Raw genomic sequence first — 24,741 nt, 5'->3', positions numbered from 1 at the left:
TCCTCCTTTTATATTTGCGCAAAATAAAAAGCGCCCCTAAGGACGCTCTACGCAATCGAAATTTAATGAATATATTGGACGATCGGATTCGTCGTCTCCTAAATACAATGGCGCCGAGTTATTACAGCGCATCTGTACGATCGAGCTTTCGCCGACCTGAACTTCGGACAAATTCGTAAGCGCATCGTATAGTTCGAACGCTTTGTCTTCCGTCCCCTCGCCGTCCCTTGCTTCGCCTCGAACGAGTATCTGAAAAGACGGCCGCTTTAGTCCGGTGTACTTAGACGTCGGGAAGCCTCCCGTTAACTTGACCGATATTTCCGCTCCCTCACCGTCTATTGAAAATTTATTTGCGTAGTAATCACCGTCGACTCGTGCTTTGATGAAGTTAATTAATTCGACTATACGCATTATGTCAGCCCTCCGCGTGCGCCATCCGCAATCCATCGAACGTACTTATCCGCGTTTCCACGTAATGGTCTTTCGAGGTACTTGTTGCCGACCTCGTAGCCATCAATTCCGCCAGCGCCTGCCGACGTAGGTCCGAGTTTGTAATCCATTTCGTGCGTCCAAATTGCGTAGTTAAAGCCGTCCTCGACCGCTCTGAATGAGACGTCCACCGACGCTTTTCCCGCCGTCAATTTAAACTTCTTCTTAACGCTGCTTCGAAGCATCCCTTTGTCAATCGGCGCGATATTCTGCGCAACTCTTGCGAGGTCTTCACCTGAATCACCAAGCGCATGTGCTGCGCCTTCGAGGGCGCCTCGACTGGCGGCGCTGATTCCGCTAATAAAGTTACTTGCATCGAACGTAAAACTCATAGAAGCACCTCCGTGAGAATCGCTTTACCACCGATATGTCTCTTAACGTTGATTTCCTTCGGTCTCTTTTCCATCGTTTCTCCGAGCTCATTCGTGTAAGAAATAATATCGGTATAGCGAATGTCCGCCAGGCGTTCTAGTAGAATACGAGCCGATGCGACTGTTTCTTCGGACTTAGTGACGCCGTTGTTGCGTGACTTAACCGCGGTAGAACCTTCATCGATACGGCACTTTAGTGTAAACTCTTCGGCTTCGTTTATCGGGTTTCCCCAAACGTCTCGCTCAGCAGATAGTCGCTTCACCGTAATAGTTTGGCGCATTGGAAAAATCGCCATTTACAGCACCGTCCTTCTGATGCGTTTGCCTCCGATTTGAACGCCGTTTGCGTCTTTGATAGCGCTGATTGATTCGCGTGGAATAAGGTCCTCGTCTTCGCTACGAAGTGTGTCTTTGTAGTTAAACGCAGCGACGCCCGTGATTGAGTACGAAGAAATACCGTGCTTGTTCAGTCGGTTCGTATCGTTGTACGCGATAGCTAGTACGTTAACAAACTCATAAACCGCTTTGTCGGGTATAACGTACGTAGGAAAGACCCTCGTCAAAGTCGAAGAAGCTCGGTTTATTAGCCGGTTCTTCTTCGCTTCATCTGCGTCGATCCAATCCTCGGTATCTACTAAAAACGTATTGATGTATTCGTTTGCACCTTCGACCGTAGCTGCCATTCGCCCCACCTCCTGTTATTTTGCGGAGGATTTCTTGGCGGGCTTTTTAGCTGGCGCCGGCTTCGGTTTATCCTCCGGTTTTATACAAGTAACCCACTTCGGACACAATCCATCTAACAACTTGATCTCGTCCGAGTCGTCCGTCTCATATGTCCCATTGTGATCAAAAACAATCTTTTGGGAACTTCCAATCATATAAAAAGGTGCCGCTTTATAAAGTGCCATTAGCTAGACCCCTTTCCCTCTAACGCCTCCAAACGACTTCGATAGTCATCTAAAATCGACTTGACTTCCGTATTAAGATTATCGAGAAAAACGCTGCCTTTTCCTATGGTTCGAGAGTTTACGGCCCCATCTCCAATATGCCTATTTTTAATTGCGCCATCCTCAATAACTAATGACCCGCCTTCAGAAGATTGAAGGTTTTGGATAATGTCACCCAGTTTCAATTCATTCGCAATAGGCATAGACTCGTTCAAACGTTGTTTTTGACTCTCCGTTATCGCCAAATGTATTTCCCCCTTTCAAAAATAAAAGACGGGCAATTAAGCCCGTCGATTAAGATACAGTCGTTGCGATGTTTTCGAGAATCGCAATTTTTTCGTTAGCGTTTTTAACTTTGATGCCGTATTCCCCGCGAATCTGTCTTGCGACAAAGTCTGCGCCTGGAACGCTCGCGTCCGTATCGTATACAGAACGCCCAGTCAAAGGATGTAGCGAAAGGATGCTTCGGTCGAACAAAGCGATCTTATCTTTCGGGAAGTTAGGATCAACAATGACCGTAGCGACTCCGCCGCCAACCATGTCTGAAACAAATGTGCTGATTCTGTGGCCTGTAGCTGCGTCTGTACGTTCAGTTCGGATAGTATCCGTCGCCATTTTTGAAATCTGACGAGCGCCTGCTGTATTCGTTAAAATCGTATTTACAGAGCCACCTCTGAGATATACCTGCTCCATCAGTGCGTTAATATCTTTAGCCTCTACTTCTTTTCCTTCTAAATTTGCTTTTGCTGATCCTTTAAGATTCGCAAAGTTTAAAAGACCGCCAGTCATACGTGGCTTACCGTCAATTCTACGTCCATAAATCAACCAGTCGTTGAACTCACGCGCCATTTCTTTCAGTCTTAATTGCACTTGGTAATTAAGTTCATCCGTTACATTGTGCGTTCTGACAGCTTGTTGGGTGTTGGAAACCGCTGCATATCTTTCGATGATTTGCGTAAAGTTGTAATCGACGTAGCGATCATGTCCTTCGTCCATACCTACGCCTGCCCCTTCATTTTGCGGGCGTGAAACAATTCGCAATTCAGCACCAGCTTTTAGCGTTTCCTGAGTAGTGCCGTCGAATCCTCGAATAACTGTCAGCACATCGCCCGAAACGTCGGTAACTTTAAGATATTCCTCCCCGACAACAACGATAGCGTCTTTACGGAACTTAGATCCGTCATCTTCTGCGACAGTAATCTTACCGTCTGACCCTACTTCTTTAATCGTTGCTAAGTTCGAGTTTAAACGATCTGACATCCACTCGTATTTAGTTTGGAAGAGTGCTTCACCATTTAGTCCCACAAGCCCTAAAAGAGTCGGCTCGTCTTGAAGAATTAGCTCGATTCCCGCGTCCAACTGACGTACTTGATCCTTAAAATCATAACTCTTTAACATTTAGTTTCCCCCTAGTTATTTAGTAGACTCTTTATTTTGTTAGAAATCTCAACAACCTTTGAAAAGTTTTTTTCCTTCTTCGCAGTAGTTAGTTGAGCTTCTAAAGTCTTGATTTCCCCGCCTGATTCTCCGCCTCCATTTGTAGGTTGACCTATTGGCTTACTATTTTGAGTGGATTTAATCAGGTATGGTTTATTGTCAACGATCTCCCTAACAACACCCTCGATTCCGAGCACTTTACCCTCATCGACCTTAACTTCCGATAAGTCTGCGAGACGTAATGCGTCGTCAACATAGGCGATGCCGTGAGCCGTAGCAATCTTAATAAACTCGTTCGTAATTTTGTTTTGTTCGTCCGCTTTTTTAAGATCCTCGATTTGCTTCGCAAGAGACATCTCAGTCTCCGATTTCGCTTCGAGTTCCTTTTTGATTCGCTCGAGTTCCGTCAATTCTGCGTCTGCCTTTTCTTGCTCCGCTTTTTCATACGCTGATACTTTCTCTTTTAGATCGCCATAATCTGCGTACTTAGATTCAACGCGGCTAATGCGTTTGGTAATCAATGCATCCAGTTCTTCCTGCGTGAGTTCGAGCTTCTTCGGCTGATCATCGTTAGGTTGCGTCGGCGTTTGTTCTTCCGCCTGACCCCCGCCTGCTTGATCATCTGCGTCAAATAACGGCATAAATCGTTTTACAAACATATCGTCCTCCAACCGTTTTAAGGCCGTCGCCTATTAGTTAAAACAACCGTTTAGTTTAACGTCTTAACGTTCGGACAATAAATCGACATCTCTAATCGGTGAATATACGTGCTTACAGCGCGGATGAAATATCTCACCCGTTGCTTGCAATTCCTCGTAAGTTTTAAAATCGCCAGGCGCTTCCGGCGTCAGCTTTATGATCTCGCCTTCGTGACCGCGGCAGGCGTCTTTAGCGCTATGTGCCGATATTTGCGCATACAAAACGCCGCGATCAACGGCTTCGTTAGTCGTTGCTTCACGGTATGTCTGCATCATTTTTGTCCGAGTCACCATATCGGCATATACTTCCGGCTTCCATCGCCGTCCTTTTGCGTCGACTATTCCGGTCATGACGGATTCTTTGAGACGCTTTTTGATATCGTCTCGAATCGTACGCATTCCATTTGTGCCCGACGCCATGTTGTACTTTATAGAATCGGAAACGGCGCGCCTGACTGCGGCTTTTGTTTTCCGGTCTACATTTTGCGTGACCGCTAGAAGGTCCGCTTGTGTGTCCGCAATAGCTGCCGCAACCATTGCTTCGTTTAACTCGTTGAACTTTACGATAAGAGCCGCTTGTTCAACTGATTCCGCAATCTTAAGTGAAACCAGCGTATTTATTACGCCTTCTCTCGCAGCAATAGGCACGTTCTCACTGACCCACCGTGCCGACTTTGTATCGAGGTCGGCTAAAATTCGGCTGATCGACTGAAGTGTAGCAAGCGCATTGGCTCGTCGGAAATCAGAAATATCGACGCGATCGAGTTCGGAGAGGATGTCTTTTATGGCGGTTCGATAATAGCCGGCAAGCTGCTTCGTTTGATAATCGTAGTTAGGTGCCGGTACTTTCGCCATTACTCATCGTCCTCGGGTTCCGGCGGCACTTCCGACTCATTAAAGATCGACGCATCCACGAAGCCATTTGCGGACTTTTCGTCTTCTTCAATACGTCTCATGGTTTCGTCGGCTTTTTCATCATCAACGTCGTCCATCGCCTTGATTGCGCCCCTCACGTCAATAGTCGGCTTGCCTGCTGTTCTGATCTGCATGATCTCCGCAAGTTCTTTTTCATTCTGCGGAATGCCGTCGTTCCAAATAGCTCGCGGGTAAACGGCCTCATCGATTTTGATTCGATTGACCGCCTTCTCTAATAACATGCACGTCCACAGTGCGTCTCGGATCGCTCTATCATAGTGTGCTCTGATTCGTTTTACTTTCGAAAGAATCGGCATAAAGCGTGCTTTGATTGCGGCTCCATCTGTATGAGAAGTTCCTGTTCCGCCTGAATTATCACCTGACATCGTGGTTCCGAAAAGCCACTGTGGCGTTTCCGACATCATGAATACGGTACTCAGAAGAACGTCTAATTCTTTAAAGGCGGCGTCTAGTTGCGCTTGCCATACCATGTACCCCGGCGTATGGTCTTCTTTTGTTACCGGAATATAAGCCCCGCCGAAGCGAACCGTGTTTCCTTCGTCTTGAATCTCCGGTCCATACGCCGTAGGATCGCTGTGCTTCCATAGAATATAGTCAATCTGAACTAGGCGGTCGTTAATCGCAGCAAATACCGTTTCTAACTTTTCTAAGCCGCCAATCCCGAAAAATTCATCGTCGATCGACTTGTATGGTACGTGAAAGACCGGAATGTGTGGCAGATGCGTTTCTTCGATATCTTCTTCGCGTCCTGTCGGCAATTGTTCACCAATCTTAAATACGGGTACCGGCGTGCCCGTTGAAGTATCAACGCCATTTTCGTTCAAACGATGCCGCGAGTACAGAATATAACCTGGTACGTGTCGTTCAACGTTTAAAAACGGAATCTCCGTCTTCTCCGTTTCGACCCATTCAATCTGCGCAATATTGACCGCCTTTAACTTCTTGACGTTGCCGGCGCTGAACTCCGGAAAGACTGCGCCAGCGCTTACGTGTTCGATGATCGCTTCCATCTCGACATCTGCTGGCACGGGTAAGCCGAGCTCCTCAACTTCCGTAAAGTCTTGACGGTAGCCATATCGAACCTTAAACCATGAATCGCCTCGAAATGCGTTAGCCGTTGCGCTTTCGTGAAGAAGTTGATTAATGTCGTTTTCCTCTACGTAGCGATTCAGCGCTTTTTGTTCCTCGCTGTCGTCGGGTAGTCCACTTTCGAATTGAACCGGTTCGCCTACGAGAAGGTCAGCCGGCTTAGTTACGAGAATGTCGGCAAGATTGACCGCGATATATAGCTTCTTTAATTGCTCGGCTTGTGGCGAGTCTTTGAGCACCTCGGTTGCACGCTCATAAACGTCTCGCTGTCGTCCCTCAAACAACTTTTTCATGCGCCGATATTTCGCTAGTCGCTCGATTGAATCAGCCGGAGGAAACTGCGCGCCGGGTCGGATGATACTGTATGTCTTAGTATGCGATCCGTCGTCGGGTTCGTGGTTGCGGTGCTTAAATAAGTCCGTAAAACCCATCGCTTATTCCTCCTTTAGAAGTGCGTCTAACTTATCCGCTTCATTTTGAATATCATCGACTGACTCGTCGGTTGTTGTGTTGTCGGTAATAATTTGCTTTTCGGTAAGCAGTCCGTATCGTTTCATGAATAAGTCAATCGCTTTAACGGACGGTTGCGGCCCCTTAATCAATTTCATTAATTGACCGTATACTTCCGATCTGTGACTCGAAAGCATATCGTCTGCTAACAAATTCATGTATTCAATGAACGTTGGATCTTGCGTTCGCCATCGATACAACCCCATTCGCGACATCCCTAGTTCTTCTGCGAGTTGCTCCTGCGTTTTCTTCTCGCCGCCTTCCGGCATAATTTCATTCAAAGCGCAGGCCTGGGCGGCTTTCCGCTTCTCAAACGACAGTTGCGCCTCTAGCTGCTTAATTCTCGACATTTAACGTCCTCCTTTCGTTACATATACTTCGGCTTCTCCTGAAGCATCGTTTTCGCTCGCTTGCTGACACTCACCGCCATTTCTAACGCATCCGGTAGGTCATCGTGCCAATTCGAGCCGTACCGCTCAAACTGCTCGAGTAAGAGCGTTTGACTGCGGTGAAATTCGATCTCACCTTTTTCGATCTGCGGCATGAGTGCTTCGATACGGAGTTCTTTCCGCGATCGTTGATTTATTTTTGTGACGCGCGATCCAGCCGGGTATCCTTGTACTACCAACTCGCGTTTCAGCGTATCAATGAAGAACTCTTGCGCCATTTGAGACTCTGCCGCTATTCGATCGGGTAGGTACTCGATAACCTTCTCCACAATCCTGCGCAGAAACTTATCGGGATGTATTCGTTCTCCGTAAGCGTCAATGACGTAAATCTTTCCGGTCTTTTTATGTTTTGCGATTGTCACGATTGCCGAGAAGTCTCCTCGTTCTTTACCCATTGCGAAATCTATCCCCATATAAACGGCGTAGTCTTTACGATTAAGTTTAAAATCCGTCCAATACGAAAAGGATTCCGGCTTGAATAGCTGCGAATCCTCGTCGATTGGATTATTCATAAATTCGGTATTGAACGCCTTTATGCCGATATTGACCTTTTCGATCATCAGCGCAGGCAAAGGAAAACGCCCCGGCCATAAAACCTCGGCGCCTTCGTCCATTTCCGCTTTATGTTCTTCATAGAAACGGATAGCTGCGCGCGCATTCGGCGTGGACATCGAGTCTTCCGATTCTGCTTGCATCATTTCTTCGACTTCTTCGTCACTTGGTACGTATTCTTTGTAGATACGTTCAAATTTCGCCCATAGGTCGGTTCGCTTCGGCGGCTTGATGATCGCCGGAAAGCTGTTTTTAATGAAGTCGCGACGTTCTTGCAGTACGTAGTTCAGCAAACTATCGAAATGCACAAGTGTTCCCATGAAAATAAAAGCTGTTTTCGTAGGATCGCCCGCTGGCATAAGGTCTTGGTTAAGCCAATCCTTTGCCTTCTGACGCAGTTCAGGCGTATTGTTCGAGTCAAGCGACTCTAAGTCGTCCAATAAAACTAAATCCGGTCGCTGCGAACCATTACGGAAACCACGAATCTGCGTTCCGAGCGACGTCGCTTCCATTTTGATTCCGGTCGTTGTTATAAAAGCCGTTTCGGAATCCTTTTCGTTGCGCGTTTTCTGCTCGTATAGGACCTCGCCAAAGTCTTCGCGTAGCTTTTGGTTGTACTTAAGCTGTCCCGCGACCCATTTAATGAACTTGATCGATCCGGCATTCGTTTCCGAAATAATCAAGATCATGCGTCGTTTTTTATACACGATTTCACGCACCGGATAGGCATTCGATAGATACGCTGACTTTGCGTGTCCCCGCGACGCAGCCCATGCGATACGCGCCGTTTTATTTCGGTTAGATACCGAGTCGAGGATCGACGATAACTTGGTGTGGAAATTCGGCGCGTCGTCCATGTCTACCGCGGTCGTCGGTACAAGGTTATCCGGATTTCCCGGGTTTCTTGCTTCCGAAAAGTATTCGTAGAAGAAATAGAGCATATCGACCTCGGCACGGTGTACCCGTTTTAGTTTGGTGAGTTCGTCGCGGTCTTTCCGCATAAGATCGACATGGTAGTCCGAGTGTTTTCCCGCTTTGATAATGTCGCGTAATTTCTTCAGCCGCTCCGTGACGGCCTCTATCCGTGCCTGTCTTTCTTCACGTTCTAAAAACTTGCCATTTATATACGCCAAGTTATCGTCCTCCTTCCGTCTATTTGCCGTTGACTTACCGTATTCGTTATCGTATAATGAATGTAACTTAAAAATAATTAAAGTACATTGGAGTGAAACGTATGGCTAACGAAGTGAACCCGATCAAAAGTAAACGCGATTTCAATAAATTAAAAAACGCCCTCAAACCGGGGCGCGACCGTCTGTTATTGCAATTAGGGACGGCTTTTGGGCTGAGAATCTCCGATTTACTTTCGCTTAAGGTCGGCGATCTTCGCGGCCAAACGTCTCTTAAAATAACCGAAGCCAAGCGCGGAAAGACGCGTGTCATTACGTTCTCGGCATCCGTCAAAAAGCTCGTCAATGAACTCGAAGGCGCTGACGAAGACTACGTATTTGCCAGCCGCAAGGGCGCCAAGCCAATCAGTCGCGTCCAAGCCTATCGCATTCTAAACGAAGCCGCCGAGCGCGCCGAGATCGCTAAAAAGATCGGCAACATCGGGACTCATACGCTTAGAAAAACGTTCGGCTACCGTCTGTACGAAATGAATATCGCAGTCGATCGGATCATGGCTATACTCGGGCATTCATCCGAAAAAGATACGCTAAAATATATCGGTATCACGGCCGACGAGATTTCGGACGCAGATGAGAGCATCGCGATTTAGGTCGTGGTGCTTTTATTTATTCCGAAGAATCTATGCCGCCCCGACGCCAGTCGAGCGCATACGGTGACTCTACAGTTCCACAGCCGCCTTTTCTGCGATTATTTGGCGTCTTTTCATCCCCTCTCATCGCCGCGTCTAGTTCAGCTAGGGACCTCACCGTCTCTTTTACCTCGCGCTGAACCGCTTTGAGGCCTTTGATAGCCTCCGAAACATCTACGTCTACCTTTACGTTTAAATTGCCGACTGATTCGCGTTTGTTTTCCGCCATTCACGTCATCTCCCTTTCGTTATTAAAGCGTGCTTCACGTTGCAACACGCTTTTTACAGAGGCGACAGGAATCGAACCTGCCCACGCGGTTTTGGAGACCGTATCGCCACCTTGGAACATGCGCCCCTATGTTGTCACACCGGCCGTGGTCCGCTTCTTCGAGAGGCGTGCCGGTGAATGTACGTACGTCAACGGTCATTAGCCGTCTGATCAGTTAGACGCAAGCACAAAAAGACCTCCGTCGAATGGCCGGAAGCCTCGTTCTGATTGCGTGTTATTCGTTAACCTTTTCGTATGTCTCTTCGAAAATCTCCTTTTCAACCGGATAACGCTCGCCCCGAACCCCGGTGACGATGTAATGCTTACCGGCTTCAACCTCATACCAGCCTTCGAGAGTTTTGATCGCCGGTTTGTTATTCGCTTTAGGTATCGGTCCGCCTTTCGGAAAATACCCGATTAATTTGTCCGAAAACACCTGATAACTGGCGTAACCATCTTCCATACCGCTCTCAAAAAGAACCGCTTCGACTACAACCGGCTTTTTGCGATACTTCGTCATCTATTCGTCCTCCTTAAAAATAACATGAAATCAGCGCTTTTCACCATCTACCCTTACGAATACCCTAGTCGGCTACCAAAACGTCTAATTTCGTGCATTTTACGTGTTAAAATCGTTATGATAGTCCGTACCGTTCCCGCAATGCTTTCATATCGGCGGTGATTTCCGATTTGAGCGCGTCGATTGCAGACGGTTCTGAGCCGTCCGTAAGCCGTAATTGCTTAAGCGTCTCGATTTTCGTTCGTAGCGCGCTGTTCGTGATCGCGGTCGGGTAGTGCGTACCACAGACGATGCAGTCAAAGTATGTTTCGACGACGCCTTTTCGTACGGCGCGTTCTTTTAATACGATGGCGGTTCGCTGGTTGCATGCGTCGCAAGTAGCGAATGTAGGTAGCGCGGTCATGTACGTCCCTCCGTTTCCCAAACGATAAGACACACCTGCCCGTAATCGCCTACATACAACGGAGCTTTCTGTACCCACATTTTAAGGTCAGCTGAATCTACGTTATAAAGATATACGCATAATAAGGAACCGGAGAATTGTTCCGTCGGTATCCGATCCGGCACATATTTCGTATATAAACTCGCCAACACTTCCGAGGCGTTTTCTCCGAACGACTCTCGAAATGAATCACTACTGTCGTCGCTAACAAAAACGTTTTCGGCGATTTGAATACATCGGTCAATTTCATCGATCATCCTAACGCCCTCCTTCTCGTATAACAAAAAATACGTATCCGTCTTCGTCAGGAAATAACGGAATCTCTTCCGGAAATACACCCGAGGAGCGCGCAACAAGACGGTATGAATAGGCTCCGATCAGATACAATCCTAAGATTTCTTCTTGATCGCGTCTCAACTCGTACATTTCGTATAAGTTCGGAAGAGATTCCGAAGCGATTGCACCTAAGTATTCCCGCAACTTAGCGCTTGTGCCTCTCGTAAAATAGGCGTTAGAACCGTATTGAATGCAGCCGTCAGTAATTAGCGTCACGTTAGCGCCTCCTCTCCGTTTAATTTAGCGTATTAATCCTCTACCTGCTCCGAACATCTTCGGATAGCCACGACCGCGCGAATCGTAGCATAACGTATGTCTACGTACGGGTAGACGATTAACACCCCGAGTTTAAAAAATTGTGCGCAAGTTTTGTTCACTAGATTCCGCGTTTTTGTTTGGGGCGCTTGGGGGCGGGCGGCTTCCGTTTATTTATCGCATTTATTATTGAATAACGCATTCATAACGTTGCATAACGAAAGTAACAAAAAGACTTTCTGTTACATTCGCATTGATGACGAACGTTGATGCACAGCGGTTGGACGCCGTTAGTTCAGCGCAATGAAACGTATTAACTTTATACATCGCACCAGCCCCGCCATGCCGCTATCCGTGCGGGCTACCTATGCCGGCCGTCATGTATACGATCCTGCATAAACGGATTGGCTTCGGCTTCTGACCCCTCGAGTTTCGGAAGGCCTCGTCCGCTGGCGGCGCTTGCTTGATTACGGATGTCTTCGCCTGTCCCTCACCGTCACCCTACCGTCCGCCTTCGTACTATATTATATACACCACCTGTGCCTACCGTTACATAGCGCCTGTATGACGGTACCCTATTCGGCTAATCAACCGCTGCCTATCGTCTGCTGATACGTTGCCCTACCGTTAGTATGTTACGTTCATTTACGTCCTCATTATATAGGATACATATCCGCATGTTTTATGGGTATACCTACGCAATCATAACGATTAGTCATCGTTTATATGTCCGCTATATTAACGTTGTCCTTTCCGTATGTATTTAAGTACAGCGCCCTCGGCTCCGCCTCGTCCGCAAATAATAAGCCGCCTTCCTTCTATATATGTATTCTATTGCGTTATCTGCGGAACGGAGTGACGCTAGGTCTTTCCCTTAAGAATAAGACAACGTTAACGCCTAAAAACGGCTGTATCCCGTGTGGCTCTAAGCGTCAAGGCGGTTTTGACGTGTTCTGTTTTCGCCACACTGAAAGGCCGTTTTGTTCTGTTTTCGCCACACTGAAACGTCGGCTAACCGTTTTTCGGCGCAAAAAAAAGAGACGCTCGCCCTGAACGTCCCTACTTTTCGTCGCTGTCTTCGTCCTCTATTTCGAACAGATCCTCGTACTTCCAACCGCCCGCCTTCATGATCGCAACGACCTGCCAGTCTTCGTGCCGACTATTCGTATCGAACCGTGAGATAGAACCCTGCGGAACGCCCGACGCTTCAGACAGCCTTATTTGCGTCCAACCATCCGCCTTCATTAATTCTTTCAGACGCGGCCTTACGTTTATGCGCTTGCCCATCCGCACCACCTCCGTATTTATATAAGTAATTATACGATAACGAATATTATTTCGCAATATCCGTTGACATACGTTATACGATATCGTATAATAAAGGTACAGAAAGGAGGTGCACGAATTGATTGAACTAGCTACTAAAATATCCGTCTTGCTTGCGTCGTGGTTGGCGATCATCAAAACCGCAATGGAAATCACGTCATTACGCAAGAAGGCAAAGAAAAAGCGACGGTCTCCCTCCAAGAAGAAACGTCGCAAGTAAACGGACGGGGCGCTAAGCCCCGGTTCAATCAATTATATCACACATGCGCAAAATTAATACGCTTGATACGTTGCTCATTATCGTACTGGTCGTTTGGATCGCGTTCACGGATTACGGCTCAATGCAGCCGATAGATTGCGCAGCTATCGCAACGTTAATCATTTTCGGCTTTACGGTCGCTTTAAAATCACTAATAAAATAAGACGTCGAGCAGCCGTCCCTACCTAGACTATTACGACGCAATTAAGACGGCGCTGACGTACTAAAATCGTGGAGGATTCCTTATGATCGAGTATAATTGCCCGGACTGTTCATTCGCCCGGTTAGACGTAGAAATCGAAACGGCCGCTAAATGTCCGAACATCGAGGAGGAGATCGCTTAGTGGACGTAAAACTAACGGCTTTAGGCGGTACACAAACGACAGCCGATCCGCTGCAAAGAGCCGCCGAACTATTTAAAAGAGAACGCGACGATGCGCCTGCCGGCTTTGACTTCGGCTTTAGACTCGCTCTGATCGCGTTCGGATACGATATAAAACTCGAAGGAGATGACGTATATGAACCGCCTCATCAGATACGTATTTAAGCATAAAAATACAGGCAAGGTCGAAACAAAGCGCTGTTACTTAGCTGATTTAGAAACGAATCCAACGGAAGCTCTCGCCCCATTCGTTAATAACTCAGATTACGACTTAATATCCCGGGATTTATGTTTTGACGAAGAAAAAGGCGTGTTTGTCGGAGATTTAATCTATGTTACTAATTGGTTCGGAAACTATATAGCGTCAGTAAAATTCGGTGAGTACGAACAGGATGGAAGCGGGGATGAATACGGGCCGTCGAAATGTTTCGGTTTTTATGCGGAAGCTACAGACCCTGCCTGCACAAATGAAGGTGGTTATGTAATTGTACCGGATTACCTCGTCCAGGACACAATGCTCAAGCTAGATTCGTATGAGAGAATAGGCACCATTTACGAAAATAATGAACAACGGGAGGAATCAGAATGAAACGTTTTATTACAATAGCAATTGCGGTGGTACTAATGACTCTCGGCTTGGCAACGCCAGCCAACGCGGCATCTATAACGCTAAAGGTTGACGCACCCTACTACACGCCTAAAGCGACGTCAGTGGACGTTGTGGCATCGAAAAGCAGCGGCAGCCGCGTATATTACACAATGACGCTTCAGCAACAATACACGGACGGTTGGAAGTCGAAACAATCGCAAAGCGGCGAGTTTGTTAAAAGCACGCCGACCAAACGCTTTTACACCTCGACAATGACAAACGGGCAATATCGAATCAAATTAACGGCTTACAGTAACGCAGCCAAGACGAAGAAACTCGGCACTTACTATTCAAAGAGCTTCGCAGTGACGAGATGGTAGACGATTAAAATACGAAGGAGGACGACGATATGAAATTCCGCAGATTCTTGTACGGGTGGGCACGGTTCCTAGGCGATGTGAACGCGGTAAAAAAGAACGACGTAGGTGGACGGATCATGCGACGCGGCATCGGAAGGACTTTCGGTAAGTTGTTCAAATAAGCGCCAAGATACGTTATAATACGTAGGTTGTGAGGTGAAAGACGTGACTAGACCGCAGCCAGGCGATTATGACGTATCCGTCGTTTATGATATCCGCGAGTTACCGGACGTTAAGAGCGGACGTTGCGACAATTGCGATACGTCGAAGTTTAACAGTTCGATTAAAGGCGGAGTATTTCTCCGTAAATGCTCCGAATGCGGACTGACTAAGCGAATATAGCGCAAAAATAAAGACGTCCTTTAAGGCGTTCAGAAGGCAGGAGAGTCCGACATTCTAAATGGGGATTTTTTACTAATTTACCATATACATATTGCATCTTAAGGCTATTTAACCGAGAATTGAAATTGCTTTACATAATAGTCAAGGAGGATACGTAATATGAAGAAAGTCGTTTTAGGTTTTATTTCTCTACTGCTGATGTCGTCTGTTTTTGGGTATAATGTCAATGCCGCAGAAAATAGCAAAAGCCGCGATGCTGTTAAAGTAGAGACGATTCAAGATTACAAGAATTATATGGCTGATCAGATTGCTAAAGAAGGATTGGATGGCGATGCTGTTAAAGTTTTAAAGAAGTTCAATGCTCTATCCAAGGATAAACAACAGAAGTTTGTGGATGTCATGAATGATGAGAAGGCTTTAAAGGAAATGGCTGAAATAGATGAGTCTTCTCTCTCTGACAAAGGAGAAACTAAAGCCACTGCACTTAATGGCGATTATGAAGTTGTTAAAGAAAATACCGAAAATAAAGAACCGCAATTCTCTACCAATGCGGCGATTGAATGGAGAGCGGCTGTAGCACATACGCAAAAACTGCTTGGTGTTCCACTCGTTAAGACCACTGTGGAACTATATTATATGGCTGATGGAAATACACTAATAGGCTCTCCTAACAAAGTTAAATCATTTATCAATTACATTTACTTCCCTCCTGTGAAAATAACCAAGAATGGCACTAGGAAAGGCGGTATGGAAGTATTTTATGGTATGCAGAGATGGGCTTGGCACTTGGTCTCTTCAAAGTGGGGTACACAGTATGGGACTAGAGAGCAATACGTCTATGTTGAAGGTGGTACACACAAAGTCTGGGGAGATAATAAGTATATCAAATAAGCTGAAAGGATGTTGGAACTATGAATAATCCAGACAAAAAAAAGAACGAGAAAGAGGTAACAAAAACGAAGTTAGCAACAAAAGTCCTTTTATTGATCGGGTTATTCTGCATAGCACTCCTAGCCATATCAATTCATCTCTTGGTTAAATAAAAAAGTAAAGAGAATAACGTGTTTTCTTTACAATTCGGACGCCTTAATGGGCGTCCTTTTTCGTTTATTTAGACGCAGAACCGCCCGGCTTTACTTCGCCTGTCTTAGTGATAGCTTTGATCATCCGTCTCACCTCCCCGCAGTAAAATCATACCATACTAGCGTGCCTTCTTGGCGTGATCATCGAATAGTTTTCGTACGGCAACCGTCCATTCCGTTTTAAAGCCTTCGGGCTGGCGGAATAATAAATCCGGATGTACTAAGTAACGTACCTCGTTGCGTGTTCCGGTAACTAATACGGCGCCTACACCTTGCAGCCGTCCCATGATTTTCGATACCGTTGATGCGTCGTGTCCGATTAATTCAGCTAACGTTTCGCGTCCGATGTAGTCAATGTCCGCCTTCTTTGCGTTAGGGTCGGCGCAAAGATAATATTCGCTATAATGAAAGAACGGGATGATCTTATAAAGCATGCCGATTTCATTCAGGCGCAGATTATCGATCGTCTGCCGCGCTTTAACCGTATAGACCTTCGTAAATACTTCGTTTTTGATACGGCCACCCATCGTATGAAAACGACTGCTTACGTAAATGCCGTCGGCTTTTAGCTCGATCAAGCCGAGTTCAACCAAGCGTCCGACTAGCGCATTAGCATTCGAGCGGCTACGGTCAAGCAAACGGGCTATGTCCGACTTATTCATCGGCGCTTGATTCGCCCCTTTGACGAGCTTACCGTCGCTTTTGATACGCAACTGAAGCATGATTTTAACCATTGCGCCTGCTTCCGTAAGTGATAGGTCGCGTATGATAGCGCTAAGAGTATCATTGTAAGATACGATATAATTGCGACCATGATGAAACCGTTTCTTTGGCGCTAAGGTCGCTCGAAGTCGCGCCTTTTCGAGTTCATCCGGTGTTCTAATGACGGCTTTTATGGCGTCCGGCACAAATACGCCGAGTTCTCCGTCCTCATTTACTACGCGATCGTACTTCATCATACCCGCCCCTTTTCGTATTTATCGCAAAACAAAAGACGCCTATTGAGCGTCTGACCTTACCGTTTTGATGCCGGTTGCTATATTTACGGTGAATTGTCCGCTAGACTTTCCGCTTACAAAAGCGTTGTATCGTTTCCGCAGTTTCCTGTTTCGTGATTTAACGTCTTTGTTGCTCCATATTTTCCGAACAGGACGTCTGTAACTACGTCCGCCAATATCGACTGAACTAGCTTCACGCAATGAAACCTCTCGACCGGAACCTTCGGGTCTTTTTCTTACATGGCGGTCATCTTTGCGCCTATTTTCTTGATTTTCGGACATGATCGGATATTCTTCTGCCGTCATTTTATTGCGGCGCGTGTCCGATAGTTCTTCGTACAGGATTAAGTCGGAAAGACGTTCTAGTGCGGTTTCCGGCGGTGTGCCCTCATATGTCGCGAGTAAGGCGTCAATTTGTGCGATACGTTCTTCGCGTTCTAAGGCGCCGGCTTTTGTGCGTTCGTATAGAACCGTAATGGTTTCGTGTAGTTCTTCCTTCGTCAATTAGGCGCCCTCCCTTTTCGGTGTTAAAATGTAGCCGCATTTTTCACAGCCGTACACAACATTACTAGATCGATCCTCTAATTCGGCAATAGCTACCGGGTAGTAATGATGGGCGCACAGGAACTGTTTCATACGACTCGCGATACTTACTTTAAGCATCAAATCGCCCCTTTCGTATATCCGTACCCTTCGCCGTGTGACGCCCAATAGTAGTAGATGTCCGCGATTTTGTTAACCGCGACCGCAATATGCTGAGCCACGACATCCTGACGCACCCCGAGCGAGGCACCCGCCTGTGTTTGCGATAGATCATCGAAATAGACTAAACGTAGTGCCTTGTATTGCTTACCGGTCAGGGCCGCTAATTCAATTGCGCGTTCTAGGTCGATTAGAATATCGCAAGCAGCCATGTCGCCTAAGAAACGCCGTTGTCTTAACGTTGTGTAGTCGGCTAGAAGCGCCTTGACGCCGTCCGGTCCGTCGAGCTTATACTGCGCTTCATACCGTAAGTGCTGGTCGGGCTTGTTCGTAGATGCGCCCATTACGACACCTCTGCATCAATTCCGCACAGTAAATGAAGGAATTTAGTTTCAGCGCTAACTGCGCCGAACTCCGTTGGGTTTATTACATGGGCGGGGATCTCTTTCGATTCGATGAGATCGTCATAGGGGATTAAGTCATCATCCCAAGTCACGTCTAACTCTTCCGCGGTGAGGTCGGTATATGGAAGTACGTTCAGCGCTGAGAAATGCATAAAGTCGTCATGGTCGTTTTGAATAAAAAACGCACCTTTACTTTTTCTAGTCAGGACGTCGCAATGCACGACAACGGCATTCATTCCTCGGAATAGTAGATTAAACAACAGGAAAGGTATTGCGCGATCACTCATCTCTTCGCAGTGATAGAAATACCACGAAGGCTTGTAATCAAACGGTGAGTGCTTAATGCGATCAGACTGCCATTTTGCGATTGTGAGTCCGCCTGTACCCGCACACCCATCGTAGCTAGTAGTCGACTCAAGTCCGCCGTCAGTAACCCTCGCTAAAAGATCGGCCACACTACGCGGAGTAAAATCTTGTTTCTTAGTTTTTCTATCCGCGTGCTCATCCTGAAAGTATTCGTGGAAGACGTCCTTCTCAGTAGCATTAAGTACCGGGTCCGCTACGAATTGTCGGAACACCTCCTCACGACGCTCTCGATCAAACAAAATCTCCATAAGCCTTGACGGAGCTTTATACGAGTCATCTATACCAAATATACGATTAATTTTCTCCGTTACTGATTCGCCCAATCATACCGCCTCCTTCGTTTGCTTTCCGTCCGTGAATCGACTATAATCGTCTTATATAATAAGAGAGGTGTATCCGTATGGCATTAGAGTGGATTTCCGCGGTCAGTAATACCGCGTACATAACGTTGGATAGTCAGAAAAGAATATATGTTAACGCTGCGGCTAGGGCTTTACTTGGTATACCGCCAAACACGCCGTTTCAACTTACGATCGGCTACGACAAAGATGAATCGTGCCTAGTCGTTGCAAAGCCGGAAATGGTTAAAGCGGACGTCCAGCCGTTCAATTTCAATAAAGATGCGTATAGTAAGCGTGCTCGACACGTTTTAGAAGGCGCAGGTCTTGAAGAACGTGAATTACCGTTGCGCTTCTTTTTGATTGGCGACGGCGAGGCGTCTAAGCAGCCGCACCTAGCCTATCCGAAAGGTACCTACGCGTTCTCTTTGAGCTGATCGGCCATGATTTCGTCTAGCCGCTTATACAGGTCGTCAAGCGTGCCGTCATTTTCGATTTCATAATCGACCTCGAACCGATCGAGCGCCGTTTCTGTCGGGTGGTTTAAGTCGGCCGCTTTGAATTTGTCGCCACGTCTTTTTGCGCGATCAAAACGTGTTTCATACGGTGCAGTAATACGTAGAATTTTAAACCCCTCCGCCTTTGCGCGTTCGTATTCCTCCGGTGTCCTCATGTCCGTGATTAGTACGTTGCTAGGTCGGCAACAGCGTACCTTTTCGTGTTCCTTGATGCGCCGAAATACTACATTCACCCATACGTCTTTAGCGCCAGGTATCGGTAGTTCTCGGAGGCCCTCAATGAAATCACGCATAGGCTGGCGTTGTTTTGCGTCGCCGCGTAGTTCCGGAAACAGTTCGTAGAATAGCGCCTTACCTTTCGCGGAAAACGTAAACGGAAAGAATTCGTACATGGCTACGAGATAATCGACGGCTACGTCTTTACCGGCGCCTAGCTTACCCGTGATTGCGAGTTTCATAGGCCGGCCCTCGATAGACTTACGATTATCTGCGCGAACTCATCCGCAGTAAACGACAAGGCTCTCGGATCATCAGCCGTTACCTTTGCGAGCTGTTCGCCGAGACGGACTTTATCTTCGTGGAGGGCGTTGATTTCGGCTTGCATACGTCCGATCTCCGATTCGTAATTAGATACAACCGATTTCAGTTCGCTTAGTCCGTTGCGAATCTCCGGAATATACCCCGGCCCCATTTCGTTCCACCCGAGAGCTTTTTCGAATTGTTCGTTTTTCCGCTTTAATTCCGCCACCTCTGCTCCTAGATTGGCAAGTACGGTGATAACGTCGGATTCTTTCGGTTCAGGGTCGTCTTGAACCGGAGTGAGGACGTAATAGAACCCATGATCTATGAAAGTCGCCTTTTTACCGTTAATGATGCGACCGTTAATAATCACGGAGTATCTTAATCTAATGAGGACTTCCGAAACTAACTTCGGCCATTTACCGTCAACATTCTTCGCAATTACTTCTTCGCCTGCTTCCGCCTTACGATCTTCTAAACGGTAGCGCTCACCGTCAATGTGGATGATGTCGGTCGGCTCGAGTACGTGGTATTCCGTATGAAATATAGTGCCCTTATGGCTGAAGTCAGAAATGGCCTCAGCACTTCGTACGCAATCATCCGATTCCGAAAGAGCATCTACTGTAAAAATATCGCCTTCATTATACGGATCTTGACTACCGCTCTTCTCTACAATTACGATCTTCTCGCCAACCTCCGCGTTCCTATCCACCGCAACATATTCACGCTCAACACCGAGCTTTTCGTCCTTTAATACGTGTATGGTACGCTTTTCTTCCGTCATCATTCCGCCTCCTCGTATTGCGCTACATTTAGGTAACTTTCGATATCTTCGCATTCTATCCGTATACCGTTATCGAAAACTATTAAATGATCGCTTGCTTCAACAACTTTCGCGCCAACGATCGCAGTTAATCCGTCATAAACCACCTGAGCAACCTCCGCTATTTTATTTCGTTATGATTTCCGCCTCTAGCCGCTGTCGTCCGAATGCTTTCGCCTCGCCCACGCCCGCAACGTATAGATCGATATGACCTTCCGTAATTGCGCCGCCGCGATCTTCACATACCCTGACGCCGATGCCTTCGATATTCAGCCGCGTCCCGAACGCCAATGAAGGCGGACAGGCGATCGTATGACCCGTTTTGGTACGCGCGCCGCTTGCTGTTACTCCGTAGTCGGAATGGCCGGCTGACTTGCCCGTAGACTCGGCGCCGTTTGTATACGCAGTCACTTCGTATGTTTGCGCTAGTTTTGGCGGCGCCTTCTTGCGATTGACTACGTTTGGCAACGGTTTCTTAGCCGCCGCCTTCTTCAGCGCCTTTAATTCGCCCTCTAACGTCTTGATGCGCTGATTGGCTCGTTGTAAGGCCGCTTGATCATCCGTTAATATAGGCGCAGGCTTTTCCGTCGCTGGTTGCTGCGTACAAAGTAACCCGCACGCAAGCGTCATGGTCGACATTATACCGATGCAGACACCCCCTCGAAGAATTGCGCAGTCCACGGCTCGACTTCGACTACTTCTCGGCGAAGCGCTTCGGCTAGGTCGGCGATTTCCGCCTGGGCGCCGTTGCCCTTCCGTCTCTTAGCGTAGAAGTCTAGTAGAGCGCGCAGATTAACGGTCATTACGAGATTAGTAGCCGCTGCCTGCGGTAGAACTGCTCTCGCATCTTCTGCCGGAATACCGGCTTTACGGAGATCGTCGTAAGCCTTTTGCGCCGCCTCCATTGCGCTAACAAATACGTATTCCGTCGCCCCTATCTTCGCTTCCTTCGGAATCACGTAATCGAATCCACCTGATCGGTCTCCGCTACCCATTCGCACATACCGCTGTGATTGGACGCTGAAGCTAAAGCCGGCGCGGTGGCGTGTTAACTGCGCTAATAAGGCGCGGCTGACGCCTTCGATCGCAAAGGTGAACGTTAGGTGCTCCAAGGTCGACGTATGCTTCGATGCGACGATCTGCCGGAATAGTCGGTCGGCATCCGTGCCTTCGCCGCCATCTGATGCGCTGTTGCCGAAATACTTGGCGCCTTCTTTGGCTACGATTTCGGACGGCTTGTTGGCGCTATAGCACGTTCTAATTGCGGATAAGGCGACTGCTTGGCCGTCGGTCGGATCGAAATCATCGAAATAGTTACCGACACATCGACCGCGTGTAGAATCGTAGTTTACGTGGTCTAGTGATCGATAAAATTTATCGCTTAATTGCGTATGTGCGAGTAGCTGTACGTTCATTTTGGTTTCCGCCATTTATTCGTCCTCCTCTTCATACGTTATTTCCTCATCCGATACGGCGCTGAAAGACCATTCGCGGGGAAAATCTTCGTTGAATAACCAATGGTCGATTTCGTGCGTCACACAAGTTCCGTGAATTAATTCGTCTTTGTCGTAGATTACGTAGCCTTCAATTTTAACTTTTCGCACCTCTCCGCCTCCTTCTATAAATAATCAGTAATTAACCAACTACGACCGCAGCCAGTGCACTCGGCTTCGAAAAGGTTATCACTTACTTCGAATGTCCCATCATCAAACACCGTCACCACTCCTCTTGCGGGCACATCTTTACCGCACTCATCGCACTTATCTGTGACCATTTATCCGCCCCTCCTTGCGTTCTGTTCGATTTCTTCGTAGTCAAATTCGCTCGGCGCGCCTAAGAAATAGCATTCGGATGCTAGCGCTTCTACTTGGATACCGCCAGCTCCTCGTAATGTGAGCGTTTGGTACATTTCTTCATTCGTCGAGTACCCTTCGAAAAACCACAGCTTTCTATCGTGTACAAATAACGACCCATATTCGAATCCCATAAATTACGCCTCCTTCACTACTTCACGCATCTTCTCAACCGTCGTTATTCGGAAAGTCACGTCATTTTTTCCGTACATTTCGCAATCAACGACCCAATCACGAAATAAGTCGTTCATATAAGCGAGGTCGCCAGTTCCGTAAAGTTTTCCGTTTAAGAAACACGCATAGATTTGCGTCATTTGCCGACTCCGCTACTTCCGAAGCCGCCCGCACCCCGTTCCGTATCTTCCAGCGCATCCACAACCGTAAAGGTCGCTTGCTCTACCGGTTTGATGACTGCTTGAGCTATGCGATCTCCTTTGCGGATACTGTACGTTCCTGAATAGACTGTACTCGGAAGATGAATACGTTCCCCATCGGCGGTGTCGATGTGCCAAGCACGCTTGTGAAATACGCTATGAGGTCCGGCCTCCAAATGCTTAGCGCCGAGTATTGTCGCATTATCCACGATCACGCCGACCTCGCCCGCATATCCGCTATCTACCGTCCCTAGCTGAACGCGAAGGTGCGTCTTTAACGTAATGCCCGAACGCGGTCGAATTTGCATTTCGTAGCCCGGCGGAATCTCGAACGCCAAGCCCGTCGGCACTAACACCGTCTCGCCCGGCTCGATAATGACGTCTTCCGCCGCGTATAGATCGAAGCAGGCGTCCGTCGAATGTGCGTATGTTGGCGTAGTTGCGTCGGCGGATAGCCGTTTAATATTTACGTTCATTGCGATTCCTCCCCGATATTCTCAATCGAGACACCCGTAATATCACCGCGTCTGATATGATAAATCCAATCAGTTCGATTACACTGCAGATCGATAAACTCATTATTTTCGTAGTTATGATCGTCTATGAATTTAGATAAACCCCCGCTGTCTACATCTGCGGAATATCTTAAGTTGTTTTTGGCTTCGATTATAATCCGATACATCTACTCGGCCTCCTTTTTAGCGATACCGCCAACTAATAATGCCGACGTAATAGACACATATAAGATAACTGCTTCGATAATCGACGGACTAAAGAATCCCAGCCACGACAAGAATCCGAATATTGTTACGGAAGCTAAAACGTACTTCATCTACTCGCCCTCCGAACTTATTTCAACGGTGTCTTCCGTTACTTCGAAATCATCGCGATCTTCGCCCGTTTCTATCTCACTTACGTAATGTTCACTCCACGCCTTGCGTTCAGCCTCGTCCGCATCATTTGCGTTAACAATTCGTTCAACGTATTTTGTTACCGTATAGTAGCCGGTTACTTTGTATGTTTTCACCTACTCGACCTCCTCCGCCTTCTTACCGTCTTCATCCGTCATTGTTGCTACGTATAGTAAGAACGGCGCTCCCGCCGCCACGAACCACCAAAAGCCCGCTGCATGTGCGTACCAAAATGCCGGCACGATTGACGCCGCAATTAAAGCGCCTCGATTAATCGTCTGTCGCATACGATCAGCTCCTTATTTTCGCTTTCACTTATACAGTCGCATGTAGGCGGCGGAAATCGGGACATTAATCGGCGGGAAAATAAAAATCTTCGTCTTTAAGCGCCTCGGCCGTCGCTTTTTTATAACCCGTGCCCTTCATCGAGAAGAAGTCTTGCGATTTCGTCTTCGTACTCAGTCCGTTAATCACGATCGGGTTGACCAGCTCATCCGGAAAGTGTGCATCGAATCCGAGGTTCATGAGCGCCTTGTTCGCGTTATACCTAACGAATGCCTTAACGTCATGCGCCAAGCCGACCGTTCCGTATACATCGTCCGTATATGCGACCTCGTTTTCGTATAGATCCGCTAATAACCCGACCGACCATTCGTGTAAATCCGCCTTCACGTCGTCCGTCTGACGGTTGTATATTTCCTGCGCAAGCAAACCGACGTAGACGCCATGGATCGCTTCGTCACGGATAATAAGGTTAATTATCTCGCCGCTTTGCATCATCCGCCCCTGTCCGTAGAAATACAACGGATAATAAAAGCCGCTGTAGAATAGGAAACTTTCGAGATACACCGAAGCGACCATCGCTTTATACAACGAAATATCGTCACCTGCCTTGATATCGCGATAAAGGTCGGTGATCAGCTTCGCTTTGCGTTGCAAGTACCGGTTCTCTTTAACCCACTCGAAGACGGCCGTAATAGTTTCCGAAGGCGCCAGCGTTAAGAAGATGTTCGAATAGGACTTCGCATGCACCGCGTTCTCCATCATCGCCATGAAGTTAAGGACGGCTTTGCGTTGATGGCCGTCTACGTGCGCCATAATCGCAGGCATGCCGGTATTGCCTTGTTCCGTATCTAGCAGCGTCAGGCCGGCGAGCACTTTCATATACGTATCGCGTTCGGCTGGCTTGAGTTCGTGCCACGCGAGTAGGTCGCCATTAAGCGAGATTTCCTCCGGTAGCCAAAACTGCTTGACGTTCTGATCGTAGAACATAGCCGTGAAATTATCGTCTGATTGCGACCAGTTGGCCGCTGTGAATGTCGTCAATTATTCGTCCTCCTCAAAAAAGTTTAATAAATCCCTTTACATGCGATGACGCACATGATATATTATAAACAAGAGATGCGATAACGCACATT

43 protein-coding genes are annotated in these 24,741 nt (G+C 47.5%); 8 read left to right on the top strand and 35 right to left on the bottom strand.

The features are described 5' to 3' along the window. Positions 1 to 36: 36 nt before the first annotated feature. The 12 genes from MHI33_RS07175 to terL all read right to left on the bottom strand — a co-directional run bounded on the left by MHI33_RS07175 (position 37) and on the right by terL (position 8,611). Complete coding sequence (locus MHI33_RS07175) at positions 37 to 411, bottom strand: minor capsid protein (protein WP_340910312.1); 375 nt, start codon at positions 409 to 411, stop codon at positions 37 to 39. Next, positions 411 to 821, bottom strand: a complete 411-nt coding sequence (locus MHI33_RS07170) for a hypothetical protein (protein WP_340910309.1) — start codon at positions 819 to 821, stop codon at positions 411 to 413. The genes MHI33_RS07175 and MHI33_RS07170 overlap by 1 nt, the downstream gene beginning before the upstream one ends. Continuing rightward, positions 818 to 1,156 carry a hypothetical protein gene (locus MHI33_RS07165; RefSeq protein ID WP_340910306.1) on the bottom strand — a complete coding sequence of 113 codons (339 nt, stop codon included), beginning with the start codon at positions 1,154 to 1,156 and terminating at the stop codon, positions 818 to 820. Before MHI33_RS07165 ends, MHI33_RS07170 begins: the two co-directional genes overlap by 4 nt. Next, positions 1,157 to 1,543: a hypothetical protein gene (locus tag MHI33_RS07160; RefSeq protein ID WP_340910304.1), complete on the bottom strand. Its 387-nt coding sequence runs from the start codon at positions 1,541 to 1,543 to the stop codon at positions 1,157 to 1,159. 15 nt (positions 1,544 to 1,558) lie between these two features. Then, entirely contained in the window at positions 1,559 to 1,768 is a 210-nt protein-coding gene (locus MHI33_RS07155; RefSeq protein ID WP_340910301.1) for a hypothetical protein, read from the bottom strand. Then, a complete protein-coding gene (locus MHI33_RS07150) occupies positions 1,768 to 2,052 on the bottom strand; it encodes a hypothetical protein (RefSeq protein ID WP_066030316.1) in 285 nt (94 codons plus the stop codon). Before MHI33_RS07150 ends, MHI33_RS07155 begins: the two co-directional genes overlap by 1 nt. A gap of 49 nt (positions 2,053 to 2,101) precedes the next feature. Further along, entirely contained in the window at positions 2,102 to 3,205 is a 1,104-nt protein-coding gene (locus MHI33_RS07145) for an SU10 major capsid protein (RefSeq protein ID WP_340910296.1), read from the bottom strand. A gap of 11 nt (positions 3,206 to 3,216) precedes the next feature. Then, a complete protein-coding gene (locus tag MHI33_RS07140) occupies positions 3,217 to 3,903 on the bottom strand; it encodes a phage scaffolding protein (protein WP_340910294.1) in 687 nt (228 codons plus the stop codon). A 63-nt stretch (positions 3,904 to 3,966) separates the two neighbouring features. Next, the gene (locus tag MHI33_RS07135; protein ID WP_340910292.1) at positions 3,967 to 4,797 is read right to left on the bottom strand and encodes a phage minor capsid protein; all 831 of its coding nucleotides are present in this window, start codon (positions 4,795 to 4,797) and stop codon (positions 3,967 to 3,969) included. Further along, on the bottom strand, positions 4,797 to 6,398 hold the full coding sequence (locus MHI33_RS07130) for a phage portal protein (protein ID WP_340910290.1): 1,602 nt from the start codon (positions 6,396 to 6,398) through the stop codon (positions 4,797 to 4,799). The genes MHI33_RS07135 and MHI33_RS07130 overlap by 1 nt, the downstream gene beginning before the upstream one ends. Before the next feature lie 3 nt (positions 6,399 to 6,401). Beyond that, on the bottom strand, positions 6,402 to 6,827 hold the full coding sequence (locus tag MHI33_RS07125; protein ID WP_226014676.1) for a phBC6A51 family helix-turn-helix protein: 426 nt from the start codon (positions 6,825 to 6,827) through the stop codon (positions 6,402 to 6,404). A 17-nt stretch (positions 6,828 to 6,844) separates the two neighbouring features. After that, positions 6,845 to 8,611, bottom strand: a complete 1,767-nt coding sequence (gene terL, locus MHI33_RS07120; RefSeq protein WP_340910283.1) for a phage terminase large subunit — start codon at positions 8,609 to 8,611, stop codon at positions 6,845 to 6,847. Between the two features lie 101 nt (positions 8,612 to 8,712). Here terL and MHI33_RS07115 point away from each other — a divergent pair, with 101 nt between their 5' ends. Further along, a complete protein-coding gene (locus MHI33_RS07115; protein ID WP_340910280.1) occupies positions 8,713 to 9,258 on the top strand; it encodes a tyrosine-type recombinase/integrase in 546 nt (181 codons plus the stop codon). A 16-nt stretch (positions 9,259 to 9,274) separates the two neighbouring features. On the opposite strand, the gene MHI33_RS07110 is transcribed toward MHI33_RS07115, so the two are convergent. From MHI33_RS07110 to MHI33_RS07085, 6 genes are all read right to left on the bottom strand, one after another. Beyond that, complete coding sequence (locus MHI33_RS07110) at positions 9,275 to 9,526, bottom strand: hypothetical protein (protein WP_340910278.1); 252 nt, start codon at positions 9,524 to 9,526, stop codon at positions 9,275 to 9,277. 274 nt (positions 9,527 to 9,800) lie between these two features. After that, entirely contained in the window at positions 9,801 to 10,085 is a 285-nt protein-coding gene (locus MHI33_RS07105; RefSeq protein WP_340910275.1) for a hypothetical protein, read from the bottom strand. 115 nt (positions 10,086 to 10,200) lie between these two features. Continuing rightward, positions 10,201 to 10,488, bottom strand: a complete 288-nt coding sequence (locus MHI33_RS07100; RefSeq protein WP_340910274.1) for a hypothetical protein — start codon at positions 10,486 to 10,488, stop codon at positions 10,201 to 10,203. After that, positions 10,485 to 10,784 carry a hypothetical protein gene (locus MHI33_RS07095; protein ID WP_340910272.1) on the bottom strand — a complete coding sequence of 100 codons (300 nt, stop codon included), beginning with the start codon at positions 10,782 to 10,784 and terminating at the stop codon, positions 10,485 to 10,487. Before MHI33_RS07095 ends, MHI33_RS07100 begins: the two co-directional genes overlap by 4 nt. A gap of 1 nt (position 10,785) precedes the next feature. Continuing rightward, positions 10,786 to 11,079 (bottom strand): hypothetical protein, encoded by a 294-nt coding sequence (locus MHI33_RS07090; RefSeq protein ID WP_340910271.1) that lies wholly within the window; start codon positions 11,077 to 11,079, stop codon positions 10,786 to 10,788. Between the two features lie 1,098 nt (positions 11,080 to 12,177). Continuing rightward, positions 12,178 to 12,405, bottom strand: coding sequence for a helix-turn-helix domain-containing protein (locus MHI33_RS07085; protein ID WP_340910269.1), 228 nt, complete (start codon positions 12,403 to 12,405; stop codon positions 12,178 to 12,180). A gap of 118 nt (positions 12,406 to 12,523) precedes the next feature. On the opposite strand from MHI33_RS07085, the gene MHI33_RS07080 reads away from it, so the two are divergent. The 6 genes from MHI33_RS07080 (at position 12,524) to MHI33_RS07055 (ending at position 15,326) form a co-directional block, all read left to right on the top strand. Then, positions 12,524 to 12,664: a hypothetical protein gene (locus MHI33_RS07080; protein WP_186320273.1), complete on the top strand. Its 141-nt coding sequence runs from the start codon at positions 12,524 to 12,526 to the stop codon at positions 12,662 to 12,664. Positions 12,665 to 13,016: 352 nt separating this feature from the next. After that, complete coding sequence (locus MHI33_RS07075) at positions 13,017 to 13,250, top strand: hypothetical protein (RefSeq protein WP_340910264.1); 234 nt, start codon at positions 13,017 to 13,019, stop codon at positions 13,248 to 13,250. After that, positions 13,222 to 13,674 carry a hypothetical protein gene (locus tag MHI33_RS07070; protein WP_340910262.1) on the top strand — a complete coding sequence of 151 codons (453 nt, stop codon included), beginning with the start codon at positions 13,222 to 13,224 and terminating at the stop codon, positions 13,672 to 13,674. The genes MHI33_RS07075 and MHI33_RS07070 overlap by 29 nt, the downstream gene beginning before the upstream one ends. Next, on the top strand, positions 13,671 to 14,054 hold the full coding sequence (locus tag MHI33_RS07065) for a hypothetical protein (protein WP_340910259.1): 384 nt from the start codon (positions 13,671 to 13,673) through the stop codon (positions 14,052 to 14,054). Before MHI33_RS07070 ends, MHI33_RS07065 begins: the two co-directional genes overlap by 4 nt. 204 nt (positions 14,055 to 14,258) lie before the next feature. Then, positions 14,259 to 14,435: a hypothetical protein gene (locus MHI33_RS07060; RefSeq protein ID WP_445661774.1), complete on the top strand. Its 177-nt coding sequence runs from the start codon at positions 14,259 to 14,261 to the stop codon at positions 14,433 to 14,435. Between the two features lie 159 nt (positions 14,436 to 14,594). Continuing rightward, positions 14,595 to 15,326 (top strand): hypothetical protein, encoded by a 732-nt coding sequence (locus MHI33_RS07055; RefSeq protein ID WP_340910253.1) that lies wholly within the window; start codon positions 14,595 to 14,597, stop codon positions 15,324 to 15,326. Between the two features lie 310 nt (positions 15,327 to 15,636). Here the strand turns inward: MHI33_RS07055 and MHI33_RS07050 are convergent, their stop codons facing one another. From MHI33_RS07050 to MHI33_RS07035, 4 genes are all read right to left on the bottom strand, one after another. Next, positions 15,637 to 16,473 (bottom strand): MarR family transcriptional regulator, encoded by an 837-nt coding sequence (locus MHI33_RS07050; RefSeq protein WP_340910250.1) that lies wholly within the window; start codon positions 16,471 to 16,473, stop codon positions 15,637 to 15,639. 42 nt (positions 16,474 to 16,515) lie between these two features. Next, the gene (locus MHI33_RS07045; protein ID WP_340910247.1) at positions 16,516 to 17,019 is read right to left on the bottom strand and encodes a hypothetical protein; all 504 of its coding nucleotides are present in this window, start codon (positions 17,017 to 17,019) and stop codon (positions 16,516 to 16,518) included. Between the two features lie 158 nt (positions 17,020 to 17,177). After that, positions 17,178 to 17,561 (bottom strand): RNA polymerase subunit sigma, encoded by a 384-nt coding sequence (locus tag MHI33_RS07040; RefSeq protein ID WP_340910244.1) that lies wholly within the window; start codon positions 17,559 to 17,561, stop codon positions 17,178 to 17,180. Next, positions 17,561 to 18,310: an N-6 DNA methylase gene (locus MHI33_RS07035; protein ID WP_340910242.1), complete on the bottom strand. Its 750-nt coding sequence runs from the start codon at positions 18,308 to 18,310 to the stop codon at positions 17,561 to 17,563. Before MHI33_RS07035 ends, MHI33_RS07040 begins: the two co-directional genes overlap by 1 nt. Positions 18,311 to 18,387: 77 nt before the next feature. Here MHI33_RS07035 and MHI33_RS07030 point away from each other — a divergent pair, with 77 nt between their 5' ends. Further along, the gene (locus MHI33_RS07030; RefSeq protein ID WP_340910240.1) at positions 18,388 to 18,762 is read left to right on the top strand and encodes a hypothetical protein; all 375 of its coding nucleotides are present in this window, start codon (positions 18,388 to 18,390) and stop codon (positions 18,760 to 18,762) included. On the opposite strand, the gene MHI33_RS07025 is transcribed toward MHI33_RS07030, so the two are convergent. From MHI33_RS07025 to nrdF, 13 genes are all read right to left on the bottom strand, one after another. Next, positions 18,741 to 19,301 (bottom strand): dephospho-CoA kinase, encoded by a 561-nt coding sequence (locus tag MHI33_RS07025; protein ID WP_340910238.1) that lies wholly within the window; start codon positions 19,299 to 19,301, stop codon positions 18,741 to 18,743. The genes MHI33_RS07030 and MHI33_RS07025 overlap by 22 nt on opposite strands. After that, positions 19,298 to 20,146, bottom strand: coding sequence for a hypothetical protein (locus MHI33_RS07020; protein WP_340910235.1), 849 nt, complete (start codon positions 20,144 to 20,146; stop codon positions 19,298 to 19,300). The genes MHI33_RS07025 and MHI33_RS07020 overlap by 4 nt, the downstream gene beginning before the upstream one ends. Positions 20,147 to 20,311: 165 nt before the next feature. Beyond that, positions 20,312 to 20,824, bottom strand: a complete 513-nt coding sequence (locus MHI33_RS07015) for a 3D domain-containing protein (RefSeq protein WP_340910233.1) — start codon at positions 20,822 to 20,824, stop codon at positions 20,312 to 20,314. Further along, entirely contained in the window at positions 20,824 to 21,615 is a 792-nt protein-coding gene (gene thyX, locus MHI33_RS07010; protein WP_340910231.1) for an FAD-dependent thymidylate synthase, read from the bottom strand. Before thyX ends, MHI33_RS07015 begins: the two co-directional genes overlap by 1 nt. Then, positions 21,616 to 21,789, bottom strand: a complete 174-nt coding sequence (locus MHI33_RS07005) for a hypothetical protein (protein ID WP_340910229.1) — start codon at positions 21,787 to 21,789, stop codon at positions 21,616 to 21,618. A gap of 14 nt (positions 21,790 to 21,803) precedes the next feature. Next, a complete protein-coding gene (locus tag MHI33_RS07000; protein ID WP_340910226.1) occupies positions 21,804 to 21,959 on the bottom strand; it encodes a hypothetical protein in 156 nt (51 codons plus the stop codon). Further along, the gene (locus MHI33_RS06995) at positions 21,960 to 22,172 is read right to left on the bottom strand and encodes a hypothetical protein (RefSeq protein ID WP_340910224.1); all 213 of its coding nucleotides are present in this window, start codon (positions 22,170 to 22,172) and stop codon (positions 21,960 to 21,962) included. A 3-nt stretch (positions 22,173 to 22,175) separates the two neighbouring features. Further along, positions 22,176 to 22,352 carry a hypothetical protein gene (locus MHI33_RS06990; protein WP_340910221.1) on the bottom strand — a complete coding sequence of 59 codons (177 nt, stop codon included), beginning with the start codon at positions 22,350 to 22,352 and terminating at the stop codon, positions 22,176 to 22,178. Continuing rightward, entirely contained in the window at positions 22,349 to 22,888 is a 540-nt protein-coding gene (locus tag MHI33_RS06985) for a dUTP diphosphatase (RefSeq protein ID WP_340910219.1), read from the bottom strand. The genes MHI33_RS06990 and MHI33_RS06985 overlap by 4 nt, the downstream gene beginning before the upstream one ends. Beyond that, positions 22,885 to 23,094 carry a hypothetical protein gene (locus MHI33_RS06980; RefSeq protein WP_340910216.1) on the bottom strand — a complete coding sequence of 70 codons (210 nt, stop codon included), beginning with the start codon at positions 23,092 to 23,094 and terminating at the stop codon, positions 22,885 to 22,887. Before MHI33_RS06980 ends, MHI33_RS06985 begins: the two co-directional genes overlap by 4 nt. A 150-nt stretch (positions 23,095 to 23,244) precedes the next feature. Then, a complete protein-coding gene (locus MHI33_RS06975; RefSeq protein WP_340910212.1) occupies positions 23,245 to 23,439 on the bottom strand; it encodes a hypothetical protein in 195 nt (64 codons plus the stop codon). Continuing rightward, positions 23,440 to 23,610, bottom strand: coding sequence for a hypothetical protein (locus MHI33_RS06970; protein WP_340910209.1), 171 nt, complete (start codon positions 23,608 to 23,610; stop codon positions 23,440 to 23,442). It abuts the gene before it with no gap. A 64-nt stretch (positions 23,611 to 23,674) separates the two neighbouring features. Further along, positions 23,675 to 24,649: a class 1b ribonucleoside-diphosphate reductase subunit beta gene (nrdF, locus tag MHI33_RS06965; protein WP_340910206.1), complete on the bottom strand. Its 975-nt coding sequence runs from the start codon at positions 24,647 to 24,649 to the stop codon at positions 23,675 to 23,677. Positions 24,650 to 24,741: the final 92 nt, after the last annotated feature.

Origin of the sequence: Bacillus sp. FSL K6-2971 (genome assembly GCF_038006405.1) — a bacterium.
Classification (GTDB): Bacteria; Bacillota; Bacilli; order Bacillales; family Bacillaceae; genus Bacillus; species Bacillus pumilus.
Note: the sequence above shows the minus strand (reverse complement) of the source record. Positions and strands in the feature narration are given on the sequence as shown.